Below are 20164 nucleotides of genomic sequence, written 5' to 3'. Positions count from 1 at the left end.
GCTCAGCGGGCGGTGATGCGGTTGATGCAGGCGAGCGTGTCGGCGACCACGCCGTCCAGCGGCTGGTTGATGTCGATCGCCTGCACATCCGGCTCCTGCTCGCCCGGCTCTTCCAGCGTGGCGAACTGCGAAACCAGCATCTGCGGTTTGAAGAAGTGGCCCTTGCGCTGTTTCAGGCGCTCCTCAATCACCGTCTTGTCCCCTTTCAGGTAGAGGAAATGCAGGTTGCGATTGCCTTCGCGCAGGCGGTCGCGATAGCTTTTTTTCAGCGCCGAACACACCAGCAGCGACACCGGATTGGTGCGTTGCATGGCGAAGATGGCGTCGTTCAAGGCCGCCAGCCACGGGGCGCGATCGTTGTCGTCCAGCGCGTGCCCGGCGGCCATTTTGTTGATGTTGGCGCGCGGGTGCAGGTAATCGCCGTCCAGCATGGCGGCATCGGCCTCGTGGGCGACGGCGCTGGCCACGGCGGATTTGCCGCTGCCGGATACGCCCATCAGGATAAATACGTGATTCTGCGGATTACTCATTGTGTCATGCCCTTATGGGAACTGGCGCGAGCGCGCCAAATGCGTCCCGACTGATAAAGATACTCTGGAACGCCGACGCCCCGCAGGGCGCCGGATAAAGATTATACGACCGTCGCCAGCAGCAGGCAGCCCACCAGGCCGCACACCGAGATGATGGTTTCCAGCACCGACCAGGATTTGATGGTTTCCATGATGCTCAGGTTGAAGTACTCCTTGAACAGCCAGAAGCCCGGATCGTTAACGTGCGAGAAGATAACGCTGCCGGAACCGACCGCAATCACCATCAGCTCAGGGCTGACGCCGGTGGTGGCGATCAGCGGGGCGACGATGCCGCCGGCGGTGATCGCCGCTACGGTGGCGGAACCCAGCGCCAGACGCAGCGCGGCGGCGATTGACCAGGCCATCAGAATCGGCGAAACGTTGCTGCCTTCCATCAGGCCGGCGATGTACTGCTCGACGCCGCTGTCCACCAGCACCTGCTTGAAGGCGCCGCCGCCGCCGATGATCAACAGCATCATGGCGATGATTTTAATCGAATCGGTGATGGTGCCCATCACTTCATCCATGGTGCGGCCGCGGTTCAGGCCGAAGGTGAAGATAGCGATCAGCACGGCGATCAGGGTCGCCATCACCGGGTCGCCGAAGAACTCGGCGAAACGCAGCAGGCTGTGGCCCTTCGGCAACACCATTTCAGCGACCGCGCGCAGTGCCATCAGGATCACCGGCACCAGCGACGTGGCGACGCTGACGCCAAAGCTCGGCATCTCCGCTTCGGTAAAGGTTTTCGGGTTGTACAGGCCTTCCGGCACCGGCTTGTCGATGCCTTTCAGGAAGCGGGCATAAACCGGGCCGGCCAGGATCACCGTCGGGATCGCCAGCAGCGTGCCGTACAGCAGGGTTTTACCCATATCGGCATGGAAGATGGTGGCGATGGCGGTCGGGCCCGGGTGCGGCGGCAGGAAGCCGTGGGTCACCGACAGCGCGGCGGCCATCGGCACGCCGACGTACAGCAGCGGGATGCGCGCGGAGGCGGCGATGGTGAACACCAGCGGCAGCAGCAGCACGAAGCCCACTTCGTAGAACAGCGCGAAGCCGACGGTGAAGCCGGTCAGCACCACCGCCCATTGAATGTGTTTTCTGCCGAACTTGTCGATCAGCGTGGTGGCGATGCGCTGCGCGCCGCCACAGTCCGCCAGCAGCTTGCCGAGCATGGCGCCGAAGCCCATGATCAGCGCCAGGCTGCCCAACGTGCCGCCCACGCCGGCCTTGATGGAGCCGATGACTTTATCGACCGGCATGCCCTGTGCGATCCCGACCGCCAGGGCAACCAGCACCAGAGAGATAAAGCCGTTCAGCTTGAAGCGGATCATCAGCAGCAGCAGCAGCGCTACGCCGCCTGCAACAATCACTAATGGCATAATTTTTCTCCAACCTTTTATCGCGACTCTCTTTACGATAGGCGTAAAGCGTGCGGTTGTTTTATTTTTAGGCTCTTTCCCGGTGTTATAAGAAGAGCTGTAGGTGTTGTTGAGTCAGAGGTTCAGTCTTGCAGCAAGATGACCGCACACTCGTTGTTACCGGTATCATGATACCGGTAACAACGAGTGTGCCGGAACCGGGTAAGCGGCTAAAATTCGCGTTCTGGGACAGAGATCAAACTTATACCGGCAACGAGCGGCGGGCTTACAGGCGGGATAACCCGCGCGCCTCAGGGCGCGCTGCAAAAAGAAAGGGTGTTAAAACAGAACGTTAAAATGGCTCAGATACTGCCGCCGGGGATCACGGTGAAACCGACGTCCACCATGCGCGGGCACACCGTTTCGCCGCGCAGCCGAGCCAGCAAGCGCTCGGCGCCGATCTGCCCCATGCGTTCGCGCGGCGTCAGCACGCTGGCCAACTTCGGCACCATCACCTGGCCGATATCATGGCCGTGGAAACCGGCGATCGCCATGTCCTGCGGGATCGACAGCCCCTGCCGCTGGCACTCGAAGGCCGCGCCGATCGCCAGGTCATCGTTGGTGCAGAAGATACTGTCGATCTGCGGGTAGTCGCGCTGCGCCTGGCGCAGCAGCTCGCCGCCGGCGGAATAGGAGGAAGAGCGTGCGGTCATGATGCTGTACGGCTCCAGGCCGGATTCGCGCATCGCCTGCTCATACCCCTGCTGTTTGATGATGGTACGTTCATCCTGTCGGGCGCCGAAATAGACCACGTGACGGTGGCCGTGCGCGATGATCTGCTGGGTCATCTGGCGCGCCGCCTCGAAGTTGTTGAAGCCCACCGCCAGATCGATGCACGGCGAGACGCAGTCCATCAGCTCCACCACCGGAATGCCCGCCACCTCGATCATTTTCAGGGTGCGTGGCGTGTGATGGCGCTCAGACAGGATCAGGCCGTCGATATTGTAAGAAAGCAGCGAGGTCAGACGCTCTTCTTCACGCTCCGGCAGGTAGCCATAGTGCGCCAGCATGGTCTGGTAGTTGTGCGCGTCGGTGACGCTTTCGATGCCGCGCAGCACTTCGGCGAACACCTGGTTGGTCAGCGACGGCAACAGCACGCCAATCGCCCGGCTGGTGGCGTTGGAGAGGATGTCCGGCGCGCGGTTGGGGATGTAACCCAGCTCATCCAGCGCGACGGCGATTTTTTGCTGCAGGGCGGCAGAAACCTGGTCGGGATTGCGCAGATAACGGCTCACCGTCATCTTGGTCACGCCCACCTTGTCCGCCACATCCTGGAGTACCGGCCGTTTTTTCTTCATTATCAATGAACTGACTAACCGTGAATGGGCAGTCATTTTAGCAAAAAAAACGGCGGGCCGATATTGTCGGTTATGCGACGGCCAACAGAACTCACAGATTCTCCGCGCCAAGCGGAAACCGATAACCGCTACGTGCACTTCATCACACATTCGCCGTAATTTTTGGATCTCTCCACGCTTTTGGTGTATCCCTGACACAAATCTTCACTTAAATGAATATTTAAATGAGCCGCAGTCAATTTATAAAAAAAGAAGGGTTATCGCTGAGCTGTCTGGCGATGTACTTGCTGGGATGCCAACCGGGGGAGCGATTAAAAACGATTGGCGAACTGGCCCGCGACAACGCCCTGTCCATCGGTTTGATGCAGGCGGCGCTCAAGACACTGGAAAACGCAGGCTGCATAACCGTACAACGCAGCGGGCGCAACGGCAGCTTCTTAACCCATGTGGACTATAGGTCGCTGCTGGATTACGCCAACATTTCCCGCGTTGTTTGCGCCATGCCGTTACCCTATACCCGCGAGTACGAGGGGCTCGCCAGCGGATTGAAGCGCGAGTTTTCCGACGTACCGTTCTACTTCGCACATATGCGGGGAGCGGATATTCGCGTGGAATGTTTGCGCAATGGCATTTATGACCTGGCGGTCGTCTCGCGTCTGGCCGCCGAAGAGTATGTAAGCCGGCCGGAAAACGGGGTGAAGATCGCGGCGACGCTTGGAGAGCATTCTTGGGTATCGCATCAAATCATTCGCCGCCGCGGGGATCACGGCGCGGTGCGCAGAGTCGGCGTGGACTGCCGTTCGATGGACCAAAAGCTGCTGACGGATATGATTTATGACCCGGCGGCGGTCGCACGGGTGGAAATTCCTTACCACGACTGCCTGAGCCGGCTCGAAAACGGCACCATCGATGCCGTCGTCTGGAACGTCGAGAACCGCCAGGTGTTGGCCCGCTACGGGCTGGAGGCCGTGCCCCTGGAAGGGGATCAACGCGTCGTGCTGGCGACGGAGGCTACCATTTTAATCCGCAGCGATGACCGAAGCACCGGGAAACTGCTGGATACTTTTGTCGATACGCATCGGGTTCGCCAGCATCAGCGCGCCGTGGTGTCAGAAGAGATTGAGCCCAGCTATTGAAGGAGAGATTGTGGAAGAGAAGATGAAGCTGCTTTGCCAGGCCGGAGTGATAGATGAAGATATCTTCCGCGGCATGTTGCAAGTCATTGACGATCTGGAAACGCGCTGGGGGCGCCCGCTGCCCGAGGAACAGGGATGGATGGCCATCGCGCATATGGCGAACGCGCTGATGCGTTCACGGCGCGGCGAAATCATCGCACCGCTGGGCGAGGATTTTCTGCAGGAGATCGCCGCATCGGGTGAACTGCCCCACCTGCGGCGGCTGAATGATGGGCTGCTGGCAAAGTTCAGCGTACGGCTGCATCCCAACGAGGAAGGTTATCTCTTGGCCAACCTGTTCGGCTTGTCTCCCCAACAGCGGCATTGATTTTTTCGCAACAAATGTTCAAAAAAATGAATATTTAAACGACGGCCAATCTGATGTTCCGGAAACCGCTGTCTTAAGGAGTCGCCAACCCTATGTTTTTAGATGCGCTACGCAAACAAAATCAACCGCTGATTGACGCGTCGATCGGGCTGCTGCGCCAGCACAAACTCACGCCGGACACCTGGGTGATCGATGTGGATATGGTGAAACAGAATGCGCGCCGCATTCTGCAAACGGCGGAAGAATATCGTGTGACGCCGTATGTGATGAGCAAGCAGTTCGGCCGCAATCCCTGGCTGACCCAACAAATTATCGACCAGGGGTTCAGCGGAGCGGTGGCGGTGGATTTCCGCGAGGCGCGATGCCTGGCCAATAACGGCGTGCCGCTTCGCCATCTGGGGCATTTAGTGCAAATTCCGGACGGGGAAATCGAGAGCGCGCTACGATGCCGGCCGGAAGTCATCACGGTTTTCTCATTTGAGAAAGCGCGCAGGATCGCCGAATGCGCCCGGCGTCTCGGCATGCGGCAACGCCTGCTGCTGAAAGTATGCCAGACCGGCGATATCGTCTACCCCGGTCAGGAAGGCGGCTTCCTGCCTGACGAGCTGGTCGATGTCGCGGCGCGCATCGCCGCGCTTGGCGACGTGGAGATCGTCGGCGTCACGAATTTTCCTTGCGCCCTGGCGTCGGCAACGGCGGGCGAAAGCCTCACCACGCCGAACTTTACCACGCTGGTCAACGCGGCGAAAACGCTGCGCGCGGCGGGCTTTCCTATCGAGCAGGTTAACGCCCCGTCGGCCAATAGCTGCAACACCATCCCTGCGCTTGCCCGCGGCGGCGCGACGCATATTGAACCTGGCCACGCGTTTACCGGCACCATTCCGGCCAATGAATACGGCGATCAACCGGAACGCATCGCCATGCTGTATCTGTCGGAAGTGTCTCATAACGCAGGATCGAACAGCCTGTGCTTCGGCGGCGGCTATTACCGCCGCGGCCGCCTACGGAACGCGCTGGTTTTCACCGGGGATACCCCCAGCGAGACGCGGACACTGCCGTTCAAATCGGACAATATCGATTACTACCTGGGGCTGGAGGGCAATTTCGCGGTTGGCAGCCCGGTAATCATGTGTTTCCGCACGCAGATCTTCGTCACCCGCAGCGACGTAGCGCTTATCCAGGGCATCAGCGCAGGCCGGCCAACGCTGGCCGGGCTCTACGACAGCCTGGGCAATCCCATCGTCTCGCGGCAATAGCCAAACGCCGTCGGCGTCTTAGCCGCCAATATCAGGGGGGAACACAGCATGAACAAATTTGTAGTCCTGGTGATCGACAGCTTTGGCGTCGGCGCCATGGAGGATGTGCCGCAAGTCAGGCCGAACGACGCAGGCGCCAATACCTGCGGCCATATCTTGCAGCAATGTCCCGACCTGCGCCTGCCCGCAATGGAAAGATTGGGCCTGATCAACGCGCTGGGATACCGGGCCAACGTGATGGAGCCCAATCCGCAGGCAAACGTCGGCAAAGCGGCTCTGCAACATGAAGGCGCCGACTCGTTCATGGGGCATCAGGAAATTATGGGAACTCAGCCCAAACAGCCCTTCAGAATGCCGTTCGGCGAAATCATGGATAAAACGGCTGGCGCCCTGCGGAAAGCGGGCTACCGGGTGCAGCGGCTCCCGGTGACGGCGAATACGGCATACCTTTGGGTCAACGACGCCGTGGCCGTCGGCGATAACCTTGAAACCGACCCCGGCCTGGTCTACAACGTGACCGCCAATCTGAACCTGATCGATTACGACACGGTCAGAAAAATCGGCGCCATCGTTAGGCGATGCGCGCCCGTGAGCCGCGTCATTGTCTTCGGCGGAGAAAGCACCAGCAACGAAGCCATCGCCGCAGCGGCGCAAAGCCGGCAAGACATGTACGCCGGCATCGATGCCCCGCGTTCGGGCGTCTACCGGCAAGGCTTCCGGGTCGTTCATTTGGGTTACGGCGTCGATGAGGCCGTACAGGTTCCCGCCTGTCTGCAACGTCAAGGCATCCCGACATCCCTGATAGGGAAAGTGGCGGATATCGTCGCCAATCCCGACGGCGATAACTTCGGCGGGATTGTCGATTCCGCGCAAATCATGGCGCTGACCCTGAGCGAAGCGCAACGACCGGGCCGGCGGTTTATCTGCACCAACATTCAGGAAACCGATCTGGCCGGGCATGCGCAGGATGTGGCGCGTTATGCGGAGCGCCTGCAACTGGTGGACGGATATCTGGCGCATCTCATGTCGCTGCTGGATAAGGACGACGCGTTAGTGGTCATGGCCGATCATGGCAACGACCCGACGATCGGGCATTCACAGCACACGCGCGAGTGCGTGCCCCTGCTGGTCTGGCGCCCGGGCGTTACTGGCGTCCGGCTGGGAGATCGGGCCACGCTGTCCGACGTGGGCGCCTCCGTTTGCGACGCCTTCGGCGCTCCCGCACCGCAGAACGGCACCTCTTTTTTCTCATTATTGCAGGGGAATTCTCATGGCTGATCAGATTGAATGGCTCAACGCCGACGGCTACACCTATGCGCATGAACATCTGCACATCGATCTTTCACCGTTTAAGCATAACGATGACTGTCGCCTCGACAGCTATGCTCTGCTGCGCGATGAAATGGAGGCGTTGATGGCGCGGGGAGTCCGCAACATCGTCGAGGTAACGAACCGCTATATGGGGCGGGATGTCCACTTCATCGCGCGCCTGATGCGCGACACCGGTATCAACGTGCTGCTCTCCACCGGCTACTACCAACAGGATTTCTATCCCGAACACGTCGCCACCCGAGACGCGCAAACGCTGGCCGCCGAAATGATTGCCGAAATTGAATGCGGCATCGACGGCAGCGGCCTGTGCGCTGGCGTGATTGCCGAAATCGGCAGCAGCGAGGGCCGAATCACGCCCGACGAATCAAAAATGTTCCACGCCGCCGCCCTCGCTCACCACGCCACGGGGCGGCCAATCTCCACGCATACCAGCTTCAGCACCATGGGGCCGGAGCAGCTCGCCCTGCTGCAATCTTACGGCGTGCCGGCCGACCGCATCGTGATTGGCCACTGCGATCTGAAAGACAATCTGGAAACTGTCTTGCACCTGATCGATCGGGGCGCGTGGGTGCAGTTCGACACCATTGGCAAAAACAGCTACTACCCGGATGAAAAACGCGTGGCGATGCTGACCGCGCTGTCGCAACGCGGCCTGCTCGATCGGGTGATGCTGTCGATGGACATCACGCGCCGTTCGCATCTGCGCGGCAACGGCGGCCCCGGCTTCAGCTACCTCATGGACAGTTTCGTTCCGCTGTTGCTGGAGGCGGGGATCGGTCAGCAAGCCGTGACCGCAATGCTGCAACACAACCCAAATCGGTTCTTCAAATAATAAGGTGATAGCCATGAAAAAAATCGGAATTGCAGGTTTACAGCGGGAACAGATCAAACAGGCCATCGAGAGCGCCGCCCCAGGCATTTTTGACGTCAGCATCTTAAGCGACATGGACGCCGCCGCCCGAGTCAAAAACGGCGAACTGGACTATTTCATCGGCGCCTGCAATACCGGCGCCGGCGCTGCGCTGTCCATCGCGATAGCCATCATCGGCTTCAACAAATGCTGCACGATCGCCAAGCCGGGCATTCGTGCGAAAGAAGAGCAAATAACGAAGTGGGTGGCGGAAGGAAAAGTCGCGTTTGGCCTTTCGGTCGAGCACGTCGAACATGCGATCCCGCTGTTGATTCGGCAACTGTCATAAGGAGGCGAAAATGGACCCTATCCTTTCCGTCATTCTGGTGTCCCTGTTGACGGGCATGACGGCGCTGTTATCTCACCGTTCGGCGGCAGTCTTTCATGACGGCATTCGCCCTATCCTTCCGCAACTGGTGGAAGGCCATATGAACCGTCGGGAAGCGGGCAGCATCGCTTTTGGCCTCAGCATAGGGTTCGTGGCCTCCGTCGGCATTTCATTTACCTTGTCCACCGGCTTGCTGAACAGCTGGCTGCTGTTTCTGCCTACCGACATCATCGGCGTGCTGGCCGTCAACGTGTGGCTGGCATTCATTCTCGGCGCCATCTGGGGCATTCTGGTCTTCACCAGCCTGCAGCCCATCAACCAACTCCTGACCTCGCTGCCGGTAGACATCATTGGCGCGCTGGGGGAACTGAGTAACCCGGTCGTGTCGGCCTTCGCGCTCTTTCCTCTGGTCGCCATTTTCTACCAGTTCGGCTGGAAACAGAGCGTGGTCGCGGCCCTGCTGGTGTTGCTGTCGCGCCTGATCGTCGTGCGTTATTTCCCACATCTGTTCCCGGAGTCGATCGAAATCTTCGTCGGTATGGTTTTGCTGTTGGGCATCGCGATTTTCCGCGATCTGAGAGATCGGCGGACTTCCCCAACGGGTGAAGAGGCTTCGGCCCCGTCGATGTTTGAGGAGCGCACACAGCGCATTATCAACAACCTGCCGCTTATCGCCGTAACCGGCGCGCTGATTTCTGCCGTCGCCAGCATGAAGATCTTCGGAGGCTCCGAAGTCTCGATTTATACGCTGGCGAAAGCCTACGCGCCCGGCATCTCGCCCGAAGAATCAGACGCCCTTCTGCACCAGGCGGCGCTGGCCGAATTCATGCGCGGGCTTGGATTCATTCCGCTGATCGCCACTACCGCGCTGGCGACCGGGGTATATGCGGTGGCGGGCTTCACGTTCGTCTTTGTCGTCGGTTACCTTTCCCCCTCGCCCTGGCTTGCCGCACCGGCGGGCGCCATCGTCATCACGCTGGAAATCCTGCTGCTGCGCTATATCGGCAAATGGCTGGGCCGATATCCTTCGGTGCGCAATGCATCCGACAATATCCGCAACGCGATGAATATGCTGATGGAATTCGCCTTGTTGATCGGCTCCACTTTCGCGGCCATCAAAATGGCCGGGTACACAGGCTTCAGCATGGCGGCGGCGCTCTATTTCCTTAACGAAGCGCTCGGCCGCCCGGTGCTTAAAATCGCCGCGCCGGTGGTGGCGGTCATTATCACCGGCATTCTGCTCAATATTTTCGGCTGGATCGGCCTGTTTGTGCCGCAGTGATCAAACCGTCGCCATTACTGAAACAGCGTCATGCCAGGAAGGGAATATATAACGATGGCTATATTCACTCTGAACATAAAACGAAGTGCCGTTACAGGGCTCGCCCTGATTTGTCTGCAAAACATGCCGGCGCATGCCGAGTCCATCGCGCCCAACAGCGATACCCGCGAGCGGTGGCGGGTAGACTATTCGGATATCGGCTATCCGAATGTAGGCTTTTCTCCCTACATAGAAGGCTGGATCAACGGTTATCTTACGCCTGCAGACTATCCGGACGGCGCGGCAATCCTGCCGGCCCCGCCGATTGAAAGCAGCGCGGCCTGGAAAGCCGACGTGGAAACCTTTTACCAGCTTCGCAAACTGCGCGATACGCCCCGGGGCAGGTTGGCGGTGGAGGATGCCAATCTGTCCTTCAATGCCATCGGTCGGGCTTTCTCCGCAGCGTTGGGTACGGAGATATCGCGCCAGCGCACGCCGCATACCCACCTCTTGCTGAGCCGCCTGCTCACAGACGCAGGCTATGCTTCCAACGGCGCGAAAAAGGCCCACGCCCGCATTCGCCCCTACTCCGCGCTGCGGGTGGAGAGCTGTACCCCGCAAGAGCACAGTGCGCTCAGCAACGATGGCGGTTCCTATCCCTCCGGGCATGCCGTAACCGGTTTCGTATGGGCGATGACGCTGACGGCCATGGTGCCGCAACGTGCGACGGAGCTCATGCGCAAGGGTTATGAGTTTGGCCGCAGCCGGCTGATTTGCGGCGTACACTGGGCCAGCGATGTCGAAGCCGGCCGCGTGTTGGCGGCCGGTGCCTTTGCTCGATTGCAAGCCAGCGCGGAATATCAGCAGCAATTTCGGGAAGCAAAACGAGAGATAGATCGGCTGTTGCAGCAGCAAACGGAAGAACGCTGACCCTTGGCCCGCGTCGATTCCCCCGCGCTTGCGCGCGGGGGAATCATGCCATTCCGCGGCGACTATGGAAGAGCATTAGGGGTTAAACGGTGTGTCATAGCCTGCGAACTGATAGACATACTGCAAAATCGCCGTGCCGTTTTCATCCGCCCGATTTTCACGATCGACCAGCAGGGCGGTAATGCCCTCCGCCCCGCGCAGATGGGCACCGCCGAGTAAACCCGACAGCGTGATTTCCACCGCATCCGGCACGCCCGGCGGCGGCGTCAACACGGGATGGCATTCAGACCAACGAATAGTGGTGCCCAAATAATCATTCAGGGTTTTGCCTCTCTCCGCCAGCAAACGCACCATGCCCTCGTACTTATCGACAAAATGATCTTTGGCGACATAGTCCTGTTTATCCGGATCGAGAACATCGTCAAAACTATTAATGCCGTGTTTGCCGGTAAAGGTCCCTTGCCAGGTATTCACATCCGTGACATGCACTTCGCCTTTGCCAGGCAGATTCATGACTTTATCCCGCACGCCGTTGGCCCAATTTGACACCGGCACGTCGGAATAATATTTAGGGAGATGGTTTTCATCATAATGCGTGTAATATCCCAGATCCCAGAAGTCTTGTTCGCTGAGCTGGTAACCGATAAAACCGAGATAGTTCATCGTCGCATACTGCATTTGCTTGAACATCTGGGGATCCGTTGAACCTTGAGTATAGTATTTGCCGATACCCAAACGCTCGAAATATTCTCTTATCGAGACATTGCTTTTGGTTGTCGTGCCATCCTGGGCCCGAATAACCCGGCCGGGATACTCCACATCCTGATAAGATGTCGCGGTTGGATTATCATAATTTTCCGCATAATATTGCGCTTTTTGCGGATCGATCGTGCTTTCGAAAGTGAGTATCGCATTTAAGAAATCATCATAAGTGCCGTTACGTTCATTTTTAATTTTCATCATTTTTCCTCTATCTCCAGGTATGAGATTGTTTTCTGCAATGGCATTCAGCGTGTCGAAAGCCCGTACGCGTGAGCTCGGACGCCCCTCTGTGGCGCGATTGGAAAACCAAAAAATAAACTGACGAAAGAAATTAAAAATATATTTAGCACGCAACCCACTGAGCGGCTATCGTCCAAGTCAAAAATCAGCCACCGCTCTGGCACTCATTTCCGGACCGTTTTATTTACGTATTTCAGCCCGTCAATATTATTTGACCTTCAGTTCACAGATACCCCACCTGAAATTAACATCATGCAAACACAAACAATGGCATTGCCTTTGCAATTAATACGTTATCAGGAAATAATTTATTTATACAATAATTCTAAATCCTTTATTAAATCGCTCGATAAACAGACAGGCTGTAAATATTATTATCAATAATGTAAAGCCAGCTTAATTTAATCGTTGCCGCTCTTATGTCAGGCGTATAAAAATCACACAGCGGCTCCAGAATTAACTTTTTTGCTCAAAAGAAGGCAAACACTTTTTGCAGCCTGGCGCGAAGGAAACGCCAGAAAACCGAGGAAATAACCGGGCCATAACAAGAAAACCAACCCGCACTCCAGGCTAAGCCTGAAGCACCAGGTTGGTCATATTGCGCCGCCAGCCGCATCAGCGGAAGGCAGCAACTTGATATTTACCGCCTAATCACACCGGCGGCAGATCGAACAGCAGGATTTCGCTCTCTTCGTCGGCCTGAATCGTCAGACCCGATTCATCCCACACCGCAAACGCGTCGCTGATGCCGGCGGCTTGGCCGTTGACCGAGACCTTGCCGCGCACCACCTGGATCCAAATGCGACGGCCGGCGGCGATCGGATACTCACACTGCTCGCCTTTATTCAGCGCCCAACGCGACAGCGTCATATCCTGGAACACCTTCAGCGAACCGTCGCGCGCATCCGGCGACAGCACCAGCTGACGGCCCTGCGGCGCGTCGAACATGCGCTGTTCGTAGCGCGGCTCCAGCCCGACCTGATCCGGAATGATCCAAATCTGGTACAGGTGCAGCGGACGATCCTGATTGGCGTTGTACTCGGAGTGACGTACCCCGGTGCCCGCACTCATGATCTGGAATTCGCCGGCCTGGATCTGCTCCTTGTTGCCCATGCTGTCCTGATGCTCCACCGTGCCGCTCAGCACATAGGTCAGGATTTCCATGTCTTTATGCGGGTGGGTGCCGAAACCCTGCCCGGCGTCGATCACATCTTCGTTGATCACACGCAGCGCCGAGAACCCCATAAAGTTCGGATCGTAGTAGTCGGCAAATGAGAAGGTGTGCCAGCTATCCAGCCAGCCATGATTGGCGTGGCCGCGATCTTCCGCTTTGCGTACATAAATCATATTCAACTCTCCTCAATGTTTTTTTACAGTCTAGTCCTGCGGGCAGAATAAGAAAGCGTAAAAAACTCATGCCTCTGTTCAAAAATTTCGATGGAATGAAACGGCGGATGGGCAACGGATTTGTTGAAGGCGGAAGCGGTTGAAAAAGGGCAAAAAAAAAGCCAGCACCCGAGCTGGCTAAGTAAACACTGGAAGCAATGTGAGCAATGTCGTGCCTTCGCAGCGAGAGTATCAAGGGTTGATGCCCTCCCCGGAACGCATCGCAATAATAATCATTATCATTCGCACCTGTAAAGCGTTTTTTTTGACCCGTTGAAATAATATTGACTCAAGGCAGTAAACGGATAAATTCAGAGGTTATTCAACCGGTAAGCAACAGGAGCAGCGAGATGAGCGAGATCGTGATACGCCACGTGGAAACGACGGATGCGCAGGCCCTGCATCATCTTTATTCTCAGACGCCCGTCTACCGCGATACGCTGCAGCTTCCTCTACCGTCCGTCGAGTCCTGGCAGAAGCGCCTCGCCAATCCCGAACCGGGTACGCATAACCTGGCGGCCTTCATCGACGGGCAGCTTACCGGCCAGTTGGCCGTCATGCTGAATCAGCGCGTGCGCCGCCGCCACGTGGCCACCTTCGGCATCGGCGTCGATCCGCACTACCACGGTAAAGGCGTCGGCAGCCGCCTGATGCAGGCGATGATCGACCTGTGCGACAACTGGGCGGCCATCGAACGCATCGAGCTGACGGTATTCACCGACAACCCGGCGGCCATCGCGCTGTACCGCAAATTCGGCTTCGAGATAGAGGGCACCAGCCGCGCCTATGCCATGCGCGACGGCGTACTGGTCGATGCCTACCATATGGCGCGTTTTCGCTCCGGGCAGCCGCGCGGCGATGCGTAATCTTCCCCACCCGCAGGGGCCGCTGCGCCGGCCCCTGAACATCAACCGCCGAACCTTTTTACAAGCGCTGGCCGGCCTGACCGCCGCCGTCGGCATATTCTCTCCTCTCACCCCATTAGGTGCCGCTATGCCAACTTCCGCCGCCGGGCGCCCAGGCGCCCGCAACCTGATTACCGATGTGCCGGGCCTGAAGGTCGGCGTGGCGCAGGACAGCCGGGTGCGCACCGGCGCGACGGTTATCCTGCCGGACAGCCCGGCGATCGCCGCCGTGGACGTGCGCGGCGGCGGCCCCGCCACCCGGGAAACCGACGCGCTGGGTGAAGACAATTTGGTGCAGACCGTCGATGCGCTGACGTTCAGCGGCGGCTCGGTTTACGGCCTGGCGGCGGCGGACGGCATCGCAGCCTGGCTGGGGCAACAGGGTAAAGGCTACGCGCTGCGCCCGGCGCCCGGCGTGCCGGTCTCCCCGATCGTGCCCACCGCCTGCCTGTACGATCTGGCCAACGGCGGCGACAAAAACTGGCAGCTCACGCCGCCGTATCGCCAGTTGGGCATCGATGCGGTCGGCAAGGCCGGGCTGGATTTTCCGCTCGGCACCGTCGGCGCCGGCTATGGCGCCATGACCGGCATGGGCAAGCTGAAAGGCGGCCTCGGCTCGGCATCTATCATTGCCGCCAATGGCGCTACCGTCGGCGCGCTGGTGGCGGTCAACAGTTTGGGTGCAGTGGTAGCGCCCGGCACCCGCGCCTTCTGGGCGACGCCCTATGAAATTGACGGTGAATTCGGCAACGGCGGCGCGGCGGCGCTGGCGCAACTGCGCGCCCAGGGCGAAGATTGGATGGAACAAGAGCCGCAGGGCGGCAGAAAGAACACCACCCTGGCCTGTATCGCCACCGATCTGGCGCTGACGCGAGTGGAGTTGAAACGGGTGGCCATCATGGCGCAAGACGGCATGGCGCGCGCTATTCGCCCGCTGCACAGCCCGTTTGACGGCGACGTGGTGTTTGCCCTGTCCACCGGGCAGCGCGAGGTTCAGGGCAGCCGCGAACTGGCGGTGCTGCAAATCGGCGCGCTGGCGGCGGACACCCTGGCCCGGGCGATCGCCCGTGGCGTGCATGCCGCCACGCCGTGGCCAGGCAGCCAGGTTGCAACCTGGCAAACGCTCGGCGGTTAACACGCCGCCATCAAAAAAGGGGCGCTGGCGCCCCTTAATCATGATTAACCCTCGCCGCTTAAATGCCGGCGGTTTCCCGAATATAACGGCGCGCTTTCACCGCATACTCGAACGGGTTGGCCAGCGCAGGATCCTGCTCGGCCTCCACCACCATCCACCCTTTGTAACCGCGCTCGTCCAGCAGCTTGAACACCGGCCTGAAGTCGATCACGCCATCACCCGGCACGGTGAAGGTGCCCTTCTTCACGCCATCGAGGAAGCTCAGCTTGTTGGCCTTCACTTCCGCCACCACCTCATCGCGCACGTCCTTCAGATGGACGTGGTTGATGCGCGGCAGATACTTCTCCAGGATCGCCATCATCGCCTGCTGGCTGCCTTCCGAATAGTAGGCGTGGCCGGTATCGAACAGCAGGTAGACGTCGTCGTTGACCATGCTCATGTAGCGATCGATTTCGGCCGTGGTTTGAATGCCGGTGCCCATATGGTGGTGCAGACACACCTGCATGCCTTTGCCGGCGGCGATCTTCGCCAGCTCGTTGTAACCGTCGGCCACCCGCTGCCACTCTTCATCGCTGAAGTACGGTTTCTCTTCGAACACGCCTTTGGTGGTGCCCTGAATGCTCTTGCTCTGCTCGGAGCAGCCGATCACCCTGGCGCCCATGGCATGCAGGAAATTCATGTGGTTGATAAATTCATCGATGGTTTTGTCTTTCTGGCCGTCGGCGAAAAAGGTGCTGAACCAGGCGTTGCAGATCTGGATACCGCGAATGTCCAGCATCGGTTTCAGCACCGCCGGATCGCGCGGGTATTTGCTGCCCACTTCGCTGCCGGTGAAGCCGGCCAGCGCCATTTCGCTGACGCACTGCTGGAAGGTATTTTCCTTGCCCAGATCGGGCATGTCGTCGTTGGTCCAGCCGATCGGCGCAATGGCCAATTTCACGTTGTCTTTATTCATGGTCTGCCTCGGTGCTTGGAGGGCCGCCGGCGCAAACGCCGCCGGCGAGCCGAATAAGATTATTTGCCCAACAGCTCTCTTTCGATGCGCTCTCTGGTCGCCACCGCCTGGCTCGGCATCTTTTCCGGGTAGCCGAACAGCGAAGTGCAGATGATCGATTCGCCGCCGACCTTGAAGCTGCGGTTGGCAAACTCCATGTCGCGCAGCGTCTGGAACAGGGCGTCGAAATTCACCTCGCCTTCGCCGATGCCGACGTGCTGGTGCACCGCGGCGTCAACGCCCGGCGGGTTGACGATATAGCGGCAATGCTTGGTGTGGTTCATGGTGTCGGCGATCAGCACGTGGGAAAGATCGTCCCCGGCGTACTGCAGCATGCCGGCCACGTCGCCCTGCCCCTTGTCGTAGTAGAAGGTGTGTGGCACGCTGTAGAGGTATTTGACGTGATCGCTGCGCAGCGATTTCACCAGATCGGCGGTTTCGTTGCTCAGTTCGCAGAAGTCCCACGGGTGCGACTGGATCTCCATACGAATGCCCTCGCGCTCGACGATCGGCAGCAGTTCCTCCATCGAGCGATACCACAGCTCCTCGCAGATCTCCGGTTCGTTGGGGTTGCCCGCCAGTTCGGTGTTGATCACCTGCACGCCCATTTCCACCGCGATTTCGATCATCCGCCGCCAGTTTTTGACCGCCGCCTGGCGGCGATCCTCCCCCGGCCCGGACCAGCGGTACACCACGATAAATGAGGAGATCTCAACGCCGGTCGCTTTCAGGGCGTTTTTATACTCCGCCATGATTTCGCGGCTGGCCTTCGGATGCTTGTAAAACGGGTTGATCTGCGGGTGCGGCGACTGCTCGATGTATTTGTAGCCCCAGTCCGCCACCTGTTGAACCATTTTGGTGACGCCCAAATCCCGGATAACGTCGACATCAAAAGCGATCTTCATGGTCACTCCTCTGCAATCGTAGGTAGGTGGTGCAAGCCGGCTATTTGTTGTAAAACGCCGGGCGCGCCGGCAGGGTCACCGGCACGATTTCGCCGCTGAGCTGGGCCGCCACGCAGGCGTCGGCGGTCACCGCGGCGGCGTAGCCGTCCCAGGCGGAAGGCCCGGTCAACTTGCCCGCGGCCACGTCGTTGATGAAGCCCTGTAGCTCAACGTCATAGGCGTCGATAAAACGATCCTTCCAGTCGGTCAGGATTTCGGTCGACAGGTGGGCGCCGCTGCGCATCTGCACCGAAGACGGCTCCGGCAGTTTGGCGATGCCGGTTTCCCCTACCACTTCACACTGAATGTCGTAGCCGTACTGGCAGTTGACGAAGATTTCGACGTCAATGCGCGTGCCTTTAGCGGTTTCGAACAGCACAATCTGCGGATCTTTCAGGTGTGGGAACGCCTTCGGGCTCTTGCGCGGGAACACCACCTGCACCGACACATAGTCGTCGTCGAGCAGCCAGCGCAGCACGTCGATTTCGTGGATCAGGGTGTCGGTGATCGCCATATCGGTGGTGTAGGCTTCGCCGACCGTCGGGTTGCGGTGCGCGCAGTGCAGCATCAGCGGCTCGCCGATCTGGCCGCTGGTCAGCACCTGTTTCAGCGCGCGATAGCCCTGGTCATAGGGGCGCATAAAGCCGACCTGCACCAGCCGTTTGCCGTGCTTCGCTTCGGCATCGACGATGTTTTTGCAGCCCTGCGCGGTCACCGCCAGCGGCTTCTCGCAGAACACCGGTTTGCCGGCGGCGATGGCCGCCAGCACGAACTCTTCGTGGCTCGGCCCCCAGGAAGTCACCAGCACCGCCTGCACGTCGGCGGCCTTAATCAGATCGTGGCCGTTGTCATACACCCGCGCATCCAGCTGCAGATCGCTCACCACCTTGGCGGCGTTGTCGCGGTTGATGTCATTCACCGCCACCACCCGTGCGCCCTGCAACACTTTGCTGCAGCGACGGATATGATCGCGGCCGATGGCGCCGGTGCCGATAACCCCAATGTTCAATGTCATTTTCGCTACCCTCGAGATTTATGTATGAAAACGAATCAGTAATCGCGCGCCTTATCGATGTTTTCCTGCAGCTTGCGCGCCACTGCGACGATTTTCTCGCTGTCGGCCACCTGAGCGCCGCCCACGCGCCACCAGCTGAGATACTTGTGCACCATGGTCTTCGGCAGCACCTTGATGTCCAGCAGCGTGGACACGGTCTGCCTGCGGGCGTCGGCCAGCGCATCGAGCAGCTGCTGCTCGGTGGTGACGCGATAGGTTTTGCAACCGTAAGCCGCCGCCAGCATGGCGAAATCGACCGGCACCAGTTTGCCGTCGAGCTTGCCGCCCTGTGGATTACGGAAGCGGAATTCGGTGGTGTAGCTGTCCATGCCGTGTTCCATCTGCAGGTTGTTGATGCAGCCGTTGGTCATGTTGTCGAACAGCATCACGTTGATCTTGCAGCCTTCCTGAATCGAAGTGACCAGTTCGGAATGCAGCATCATGAAGGCGCCGTCGCCCACCATCGCGTACACCTCGCGCTGCGGCTCGGCCAGCTTGACCCCCAATGCGGCGTTCACCTCATACCCCATGCAGGAGTAACCGTACTCCACGTGATAACCGTGCTCGCCGCGGTTGTGCCACACCCGCTGCAAATCGCCCGGCAGGCTGCCGGCGGCGGCGACGATCACGCTGTCCGCCGGCAGCTCGCGGTTCAGCACCCCCAGCACCCGGCTCTGGGTCAGCGCGGAATCGGTCTGGGCGATAAATTCGGCGAACACCCGCTCGCGATCGAGGTGATCGTCTATCTCCGGCACAAAGCCTGCGCCGCCGTATTCCACCGCGTAAACGCGCTCGGTCTCTTCACGCTGGGCGCTGCGCGCCGCGGCGATGGCGTCGCCCCAGCCGGCGCGGTACTCGGCCTGCGCCAGCAGCGCGCCCAGTTCGCTCAGGGCCTCGCGGGCGTCCGCCAGTACCTGCACGCCGTCGAGCTTGCCGGCGTCAAAGGCGCTGACGTTGATATTGAGGAAGCTGACGTCCGGATTTTGGAACAGCCATTTGGACGAGGTGGTGAAATCGGTGTAACGGGTGCCGACGCCGATCACCAGATCGGCCTGACGAGCCAGCGTATTGGCCGCCAGGCAGCCGGTTTCGCCAATGCCGCCGAGGTTGAATTCATGGTCGCTCGGCACCGTGCCTTTGCCGGCCTGGGTTTCGGCGAACGGAATGCCGAAGCGCTCGGCGAATTCGCGCAGCGCCCGCCCGGCCTGCGAGTATTTCACGCCGCCGCCGCACACCAGCAGCGGTTTGCGTTTGGCCGCCAGCAGCGCCAACGCGTCCGCCAACATGCCGTCGGTCGCCGGGCGGCGATCGAGCCGATGCACGCGTTTTTGGAAGAAATAGTCGGGATAGTCGTAGGCTTCACCCTGCACGTCCTGCGGCAGACACAGCGTCACCGCGCCGGTTTCCACCGGATCGGTCAGCACGCGCATCGCGTTGATGCAGGCGCTCATCAGCTGTTCCGGCCGCACGATGCGGTCCCAGTATTTGCTCACCGCGCGGAACGCGTCGTTGGTGCTGATGCTGAGATCGTAAGACTGCTCGATTTGCTGCAGCACCGGATCCGGCTGGCGGGATGCGTAAACGTCGCCCGGCAGCAGTAATAAAGGAATGCGGTTGGCGGTGGCGGTGGCCGCGGCGGTGATCATATTGGCGGCGCCGGGGCCGACCGATGAGGTGCAGGCGTAGATCTGCCGGCGCAGCTTCTGTTTGGCGAAGCCGATCGCCGCATGGGCCATCCCCTGCTCGTTGCGGCCCTGATGCACCCGCAGATCGCCGCTATCCTGCTCCAGCGCTTGCCCCAGCCCCAGCACGTTGCCGTGGCCGAAAATCGCAAAAATGCCCGCGACGAATTTGGTTTCCACACCGTCGGCCAGCAGATACTGGTTATCGAGGAATCTGACGAGCGCCTGCGCCATGGTTAGCCTGATCTTGCCCATTT

The 20164-nt window shown here is 59.5% G+C and carries 19 protein-coding genes; 10 read left to right on the top strand and 9 right to left on the bottom strand.

What is annotated here, in order from left to right; all coding sequences use genetic code 11:
• Window positions 1-2: 2 nt before the first annotated feature.
• The 3 genes from gntK to gntR form a co-directional block, all read right to left on the bottom strand.
• Entirely contained in the window at window positions 3-530 is a 528-nt protein-coding gene (gntK, locus tag ABTW55_RS12130; protein ID WP_033636338.1) for a gluconokinase, read from the bottom strand.
• A 101-nt stretch (window positions 531-631) separates the two neighbouring features.
• Window positions 632-1948 (bottom strand): gluconate transporter, encoded by a 1317-nt coding sequence (gene gntT, locus ABTW55_RS12125; protein WP_033636339.1) that lies wholly within the window; start codon window positions 1946-1948, stop codon window positions 632-634.
• A gap of 341 nt (window positions 1949-2289) precedes the next feature.
• The gene (gntR, locus tag ABTW55_RS12120) at window positions 2290-3285 is read right to left on the bottom strand and encodes a gluconate operon transcriptional repressor GntR (protein WP_004930833.1); all 996 of its coding nucleotides are present in this window, start codon (window positions 3283-3285) and stop codon (window positions 2290-2292) included.
• Between the two features lie 224 nt (window positions 3286-3509).
• On the opposite strand from gntR, the gene yhfZ reads away from it, so the two are divergent.
• The 8 genes from yhfZ to ABTW55_RS12080 all read left to right on the top strand — a co-directional run bounded on the left by yhfZ (window position 3510) and on the right by ABTW55_RS12080 (window position 10805).
• Window positions 3510-4421 carry a GntR family transcriptional regulator YhfZ gene (gene yhfZ / locus ABTW55_RS12115; RefSeq protein ID WP_049213044.1) on the top strand — a complete coding sequence of 304 codons (912 nt, stop codon included), beginning with the start codon at window positions 3510-3512 and terminating at the stop codon, window positions 4419-4421.
• Window positions 4422-4431: 10 nt separating this feature from the next.
• Window positions 4432-4788: a hypothetical protein gene (locus ABTW55_RS12110; RefSeq protein WP_060423607.1), complete on the top strand. Its 357-nt coding sequence runs from the start codon at window positions 4432-4434 to the stop codon at window positions 4786-4788.
• A 92-nt stretch (window positions 4789-4880) separates the two neighbouring features.
• Window positions 4881-6044 (top strand): YhfX family PLP-dependent enzyme, encoded by a 1164-nt coding sequence (locus ABTW55_RS12105; protein ID WP_060423605.1) that lies wholly within the window; start codon window positions 4881-4883, stop codon window positions 6042-6044.
• A 48-nt stretch (window positions 6045-6092) separates the two neighbouring features.
• On the top strand, window positions 6093-7322 hold the full coding sequence (locus ABTW55_RS12100; RefSeq protein ID WP_047570186.1) for a phosphopentomutase: 1230 nt from the start codon (window positions 6093-6095) through the stop codon (window positions 7320-7322).
• Complete coding sequence (locus ABTW55_RS12095) at window positions 7315-8208, top strand: phosphotriesterase-related protein (protein ID WP_047570184.1); 894 nt, start codon at window positions 7315-7317, stop codon at window positions 8206-8208. Before ABTW55_RS12100 ends, ABTW55_RS12095 begins: the two co-directional genes overlap by 8 nt.
• 13 nt (window positions 8209-8221) lie before the next feature.
• On the top strand, window positions 8222-8575 hold the full coding sequence (locus ABTW55_RS12090) for a DUF2620 domain-containing protein (protein WP_033654455.1): 354 nt from the start codon (window positions 8222-8224) through the stop codon (window positions 8573-8575).
• Window positions 8576-8585: 10 nt separating this feature from the next.
• Window positions 8586-9896 carry a YhfT family protein gene (locus tag ABTW55_RS12085; protein ID WP_047570181.1) on the top strand — a complete coding sequence of 437 codons (1311 nt, stop codon included), beginning with the start codon at window positions 8586-8588 and terminating at the stop codon, window positions 9894-9896.
• Window positions 9897-9950: 54 nt separating this feature from the next.
• On the top strand, window positions 9951-10805 hold the full coding sequence (locus ABTW55_RS12080; RefSeq protein WP_060423603.1) for a phosphatase PAP2 family protein: 855 nt from the start codon (window positions 9951-9953) through the stop codon (window positions 10803-10805).
• Window positions 10806-10880: 75 nt separating this feature from the next.
• Here the strand turns inward: ABTW55_RS12080 and ABTW55_RS12075 are convergent, their stop codons facing one another.
• On the bottom strand, window positions 10881-11768 hold the full coding sequence (locus ABTW55_RS12075) for a hypothetical protein (RefSeq protein ID WP_041037055.1): 888 nt from the start codon (window positions 11766-11768) through the stop codon (window positions 10881-10883).
• A gap of 690 nt (window positions 11769-12458) precedes the next feature.
• Window positions 12459-13154 (bottom strand): pirin family protein, encoded by a 696-nt coding sequence (locus tag ABTW55_RS12070; protein ID WP_033654458.1) that lies wholly within the window; start codon window positions 13152-13154, stop codon window positions 12459-12461.
• Window positions 13155-13543: 389 nt separating this feature from the next.
• On the opposite strand from ABTW55_RS12070, the gene ABTW55_RS12065 reads away from it, so the two are divergent.
• Complete coding sequence (locus tag ABTW55_RS12065; protein WP_060423600.1) at window positions 13544-14059, top strand: GNAT family N-acetyltransferase; 516 nt, start codon at window positions 13544-13546, stop codon at window positions 14057-14059.
• On the top strand, window positions 14052-15233 hold the full coding sequence (locus ABTW55_RS12060; protein WP_060423597.1) for a P1 family peptidase: 1182 nt from the start codon (window positions 14052-14054) through the stop codon (window positions 15231-15233). Before ABTW55_RS12065 ends, ABTW55_RS12060 begins: the two co-directional genes overlap by 8 nt.
• 58 nt (window positions 15234-15291) lie before the next feature.
• Here the strand turns inward: ABTW55_RS12060 and iolE are convergent, their stop codons facing one another.
• From iolE to iolD, 4 genes are read right to left on the bottom strand one after another with little or no spacing between them, the layout of a single operon-like run.
• Window positions 15292-16188: a myo-inosose-2 dehydratase gene (gene iolE / locus ABTW55_RS12055; protein ID WP_019455194.1), complete on the bottom strand. Its 897-nt coding sequence runs from the start codon at window positions 16186-16188 to the stop codon at window positions 15292-15294.
• A 59-nt stretch (window positions 16189-16247) separates the two neighbouring features.
• Window positions 16248-17132, bottom strand: a complete 885-nt coding sequence (locus tag ABTW55_RS12050; protein ID WP_004930845.1) for a sugar phosphate isomerase/epimerase family protein — start codon at window positions 17130-17132, stop codon at window positions 16248-16250.
• A gap of 40 nt (window positions 17133-17172) precedes the next feature.
• Window positions 17173-18186 (bottom strand): Gfo/Idh/MocA family protein, encoded by a 1014-nt coding sequence (locus ABTW55_RS12045; RefSeq protein WP_060423593.1) that lies wholly within the window; start codon window positions 18184-18186, stop codon window positions 17173-17175.
• Window positions 18187-18221: 35 nt separating this feature from the next.
• Complete coding sequence (gene iolD / locus ABTW55_RS12040; RefSeq protein WP_060423591.1) at window positions 18222-20162, bottom strand: 3D-(3,5/4)-trihydroxycyclohexane-1,2-dione acylhydrolase (decyclizing); 1941 nt, start codon at window positions 20160-20162, stop codon at window positions 18222-18224.
• Window positions 20163-20164 lie beyond the last annotated feature (2 nt).

The sequence above is a fragment of the Serratia sp. SM04 genome, from assembly GCF_040280225.1.
GTDB lineage: Bacteria > Pseudomonadota > Gammaproteobacteria > Enterobacterales > Enterobacteriaceae > Serratia > Serratia sarumanii.
This window is presented reverse-complemented; position numbering and strand designations above follow the sequence as displayed.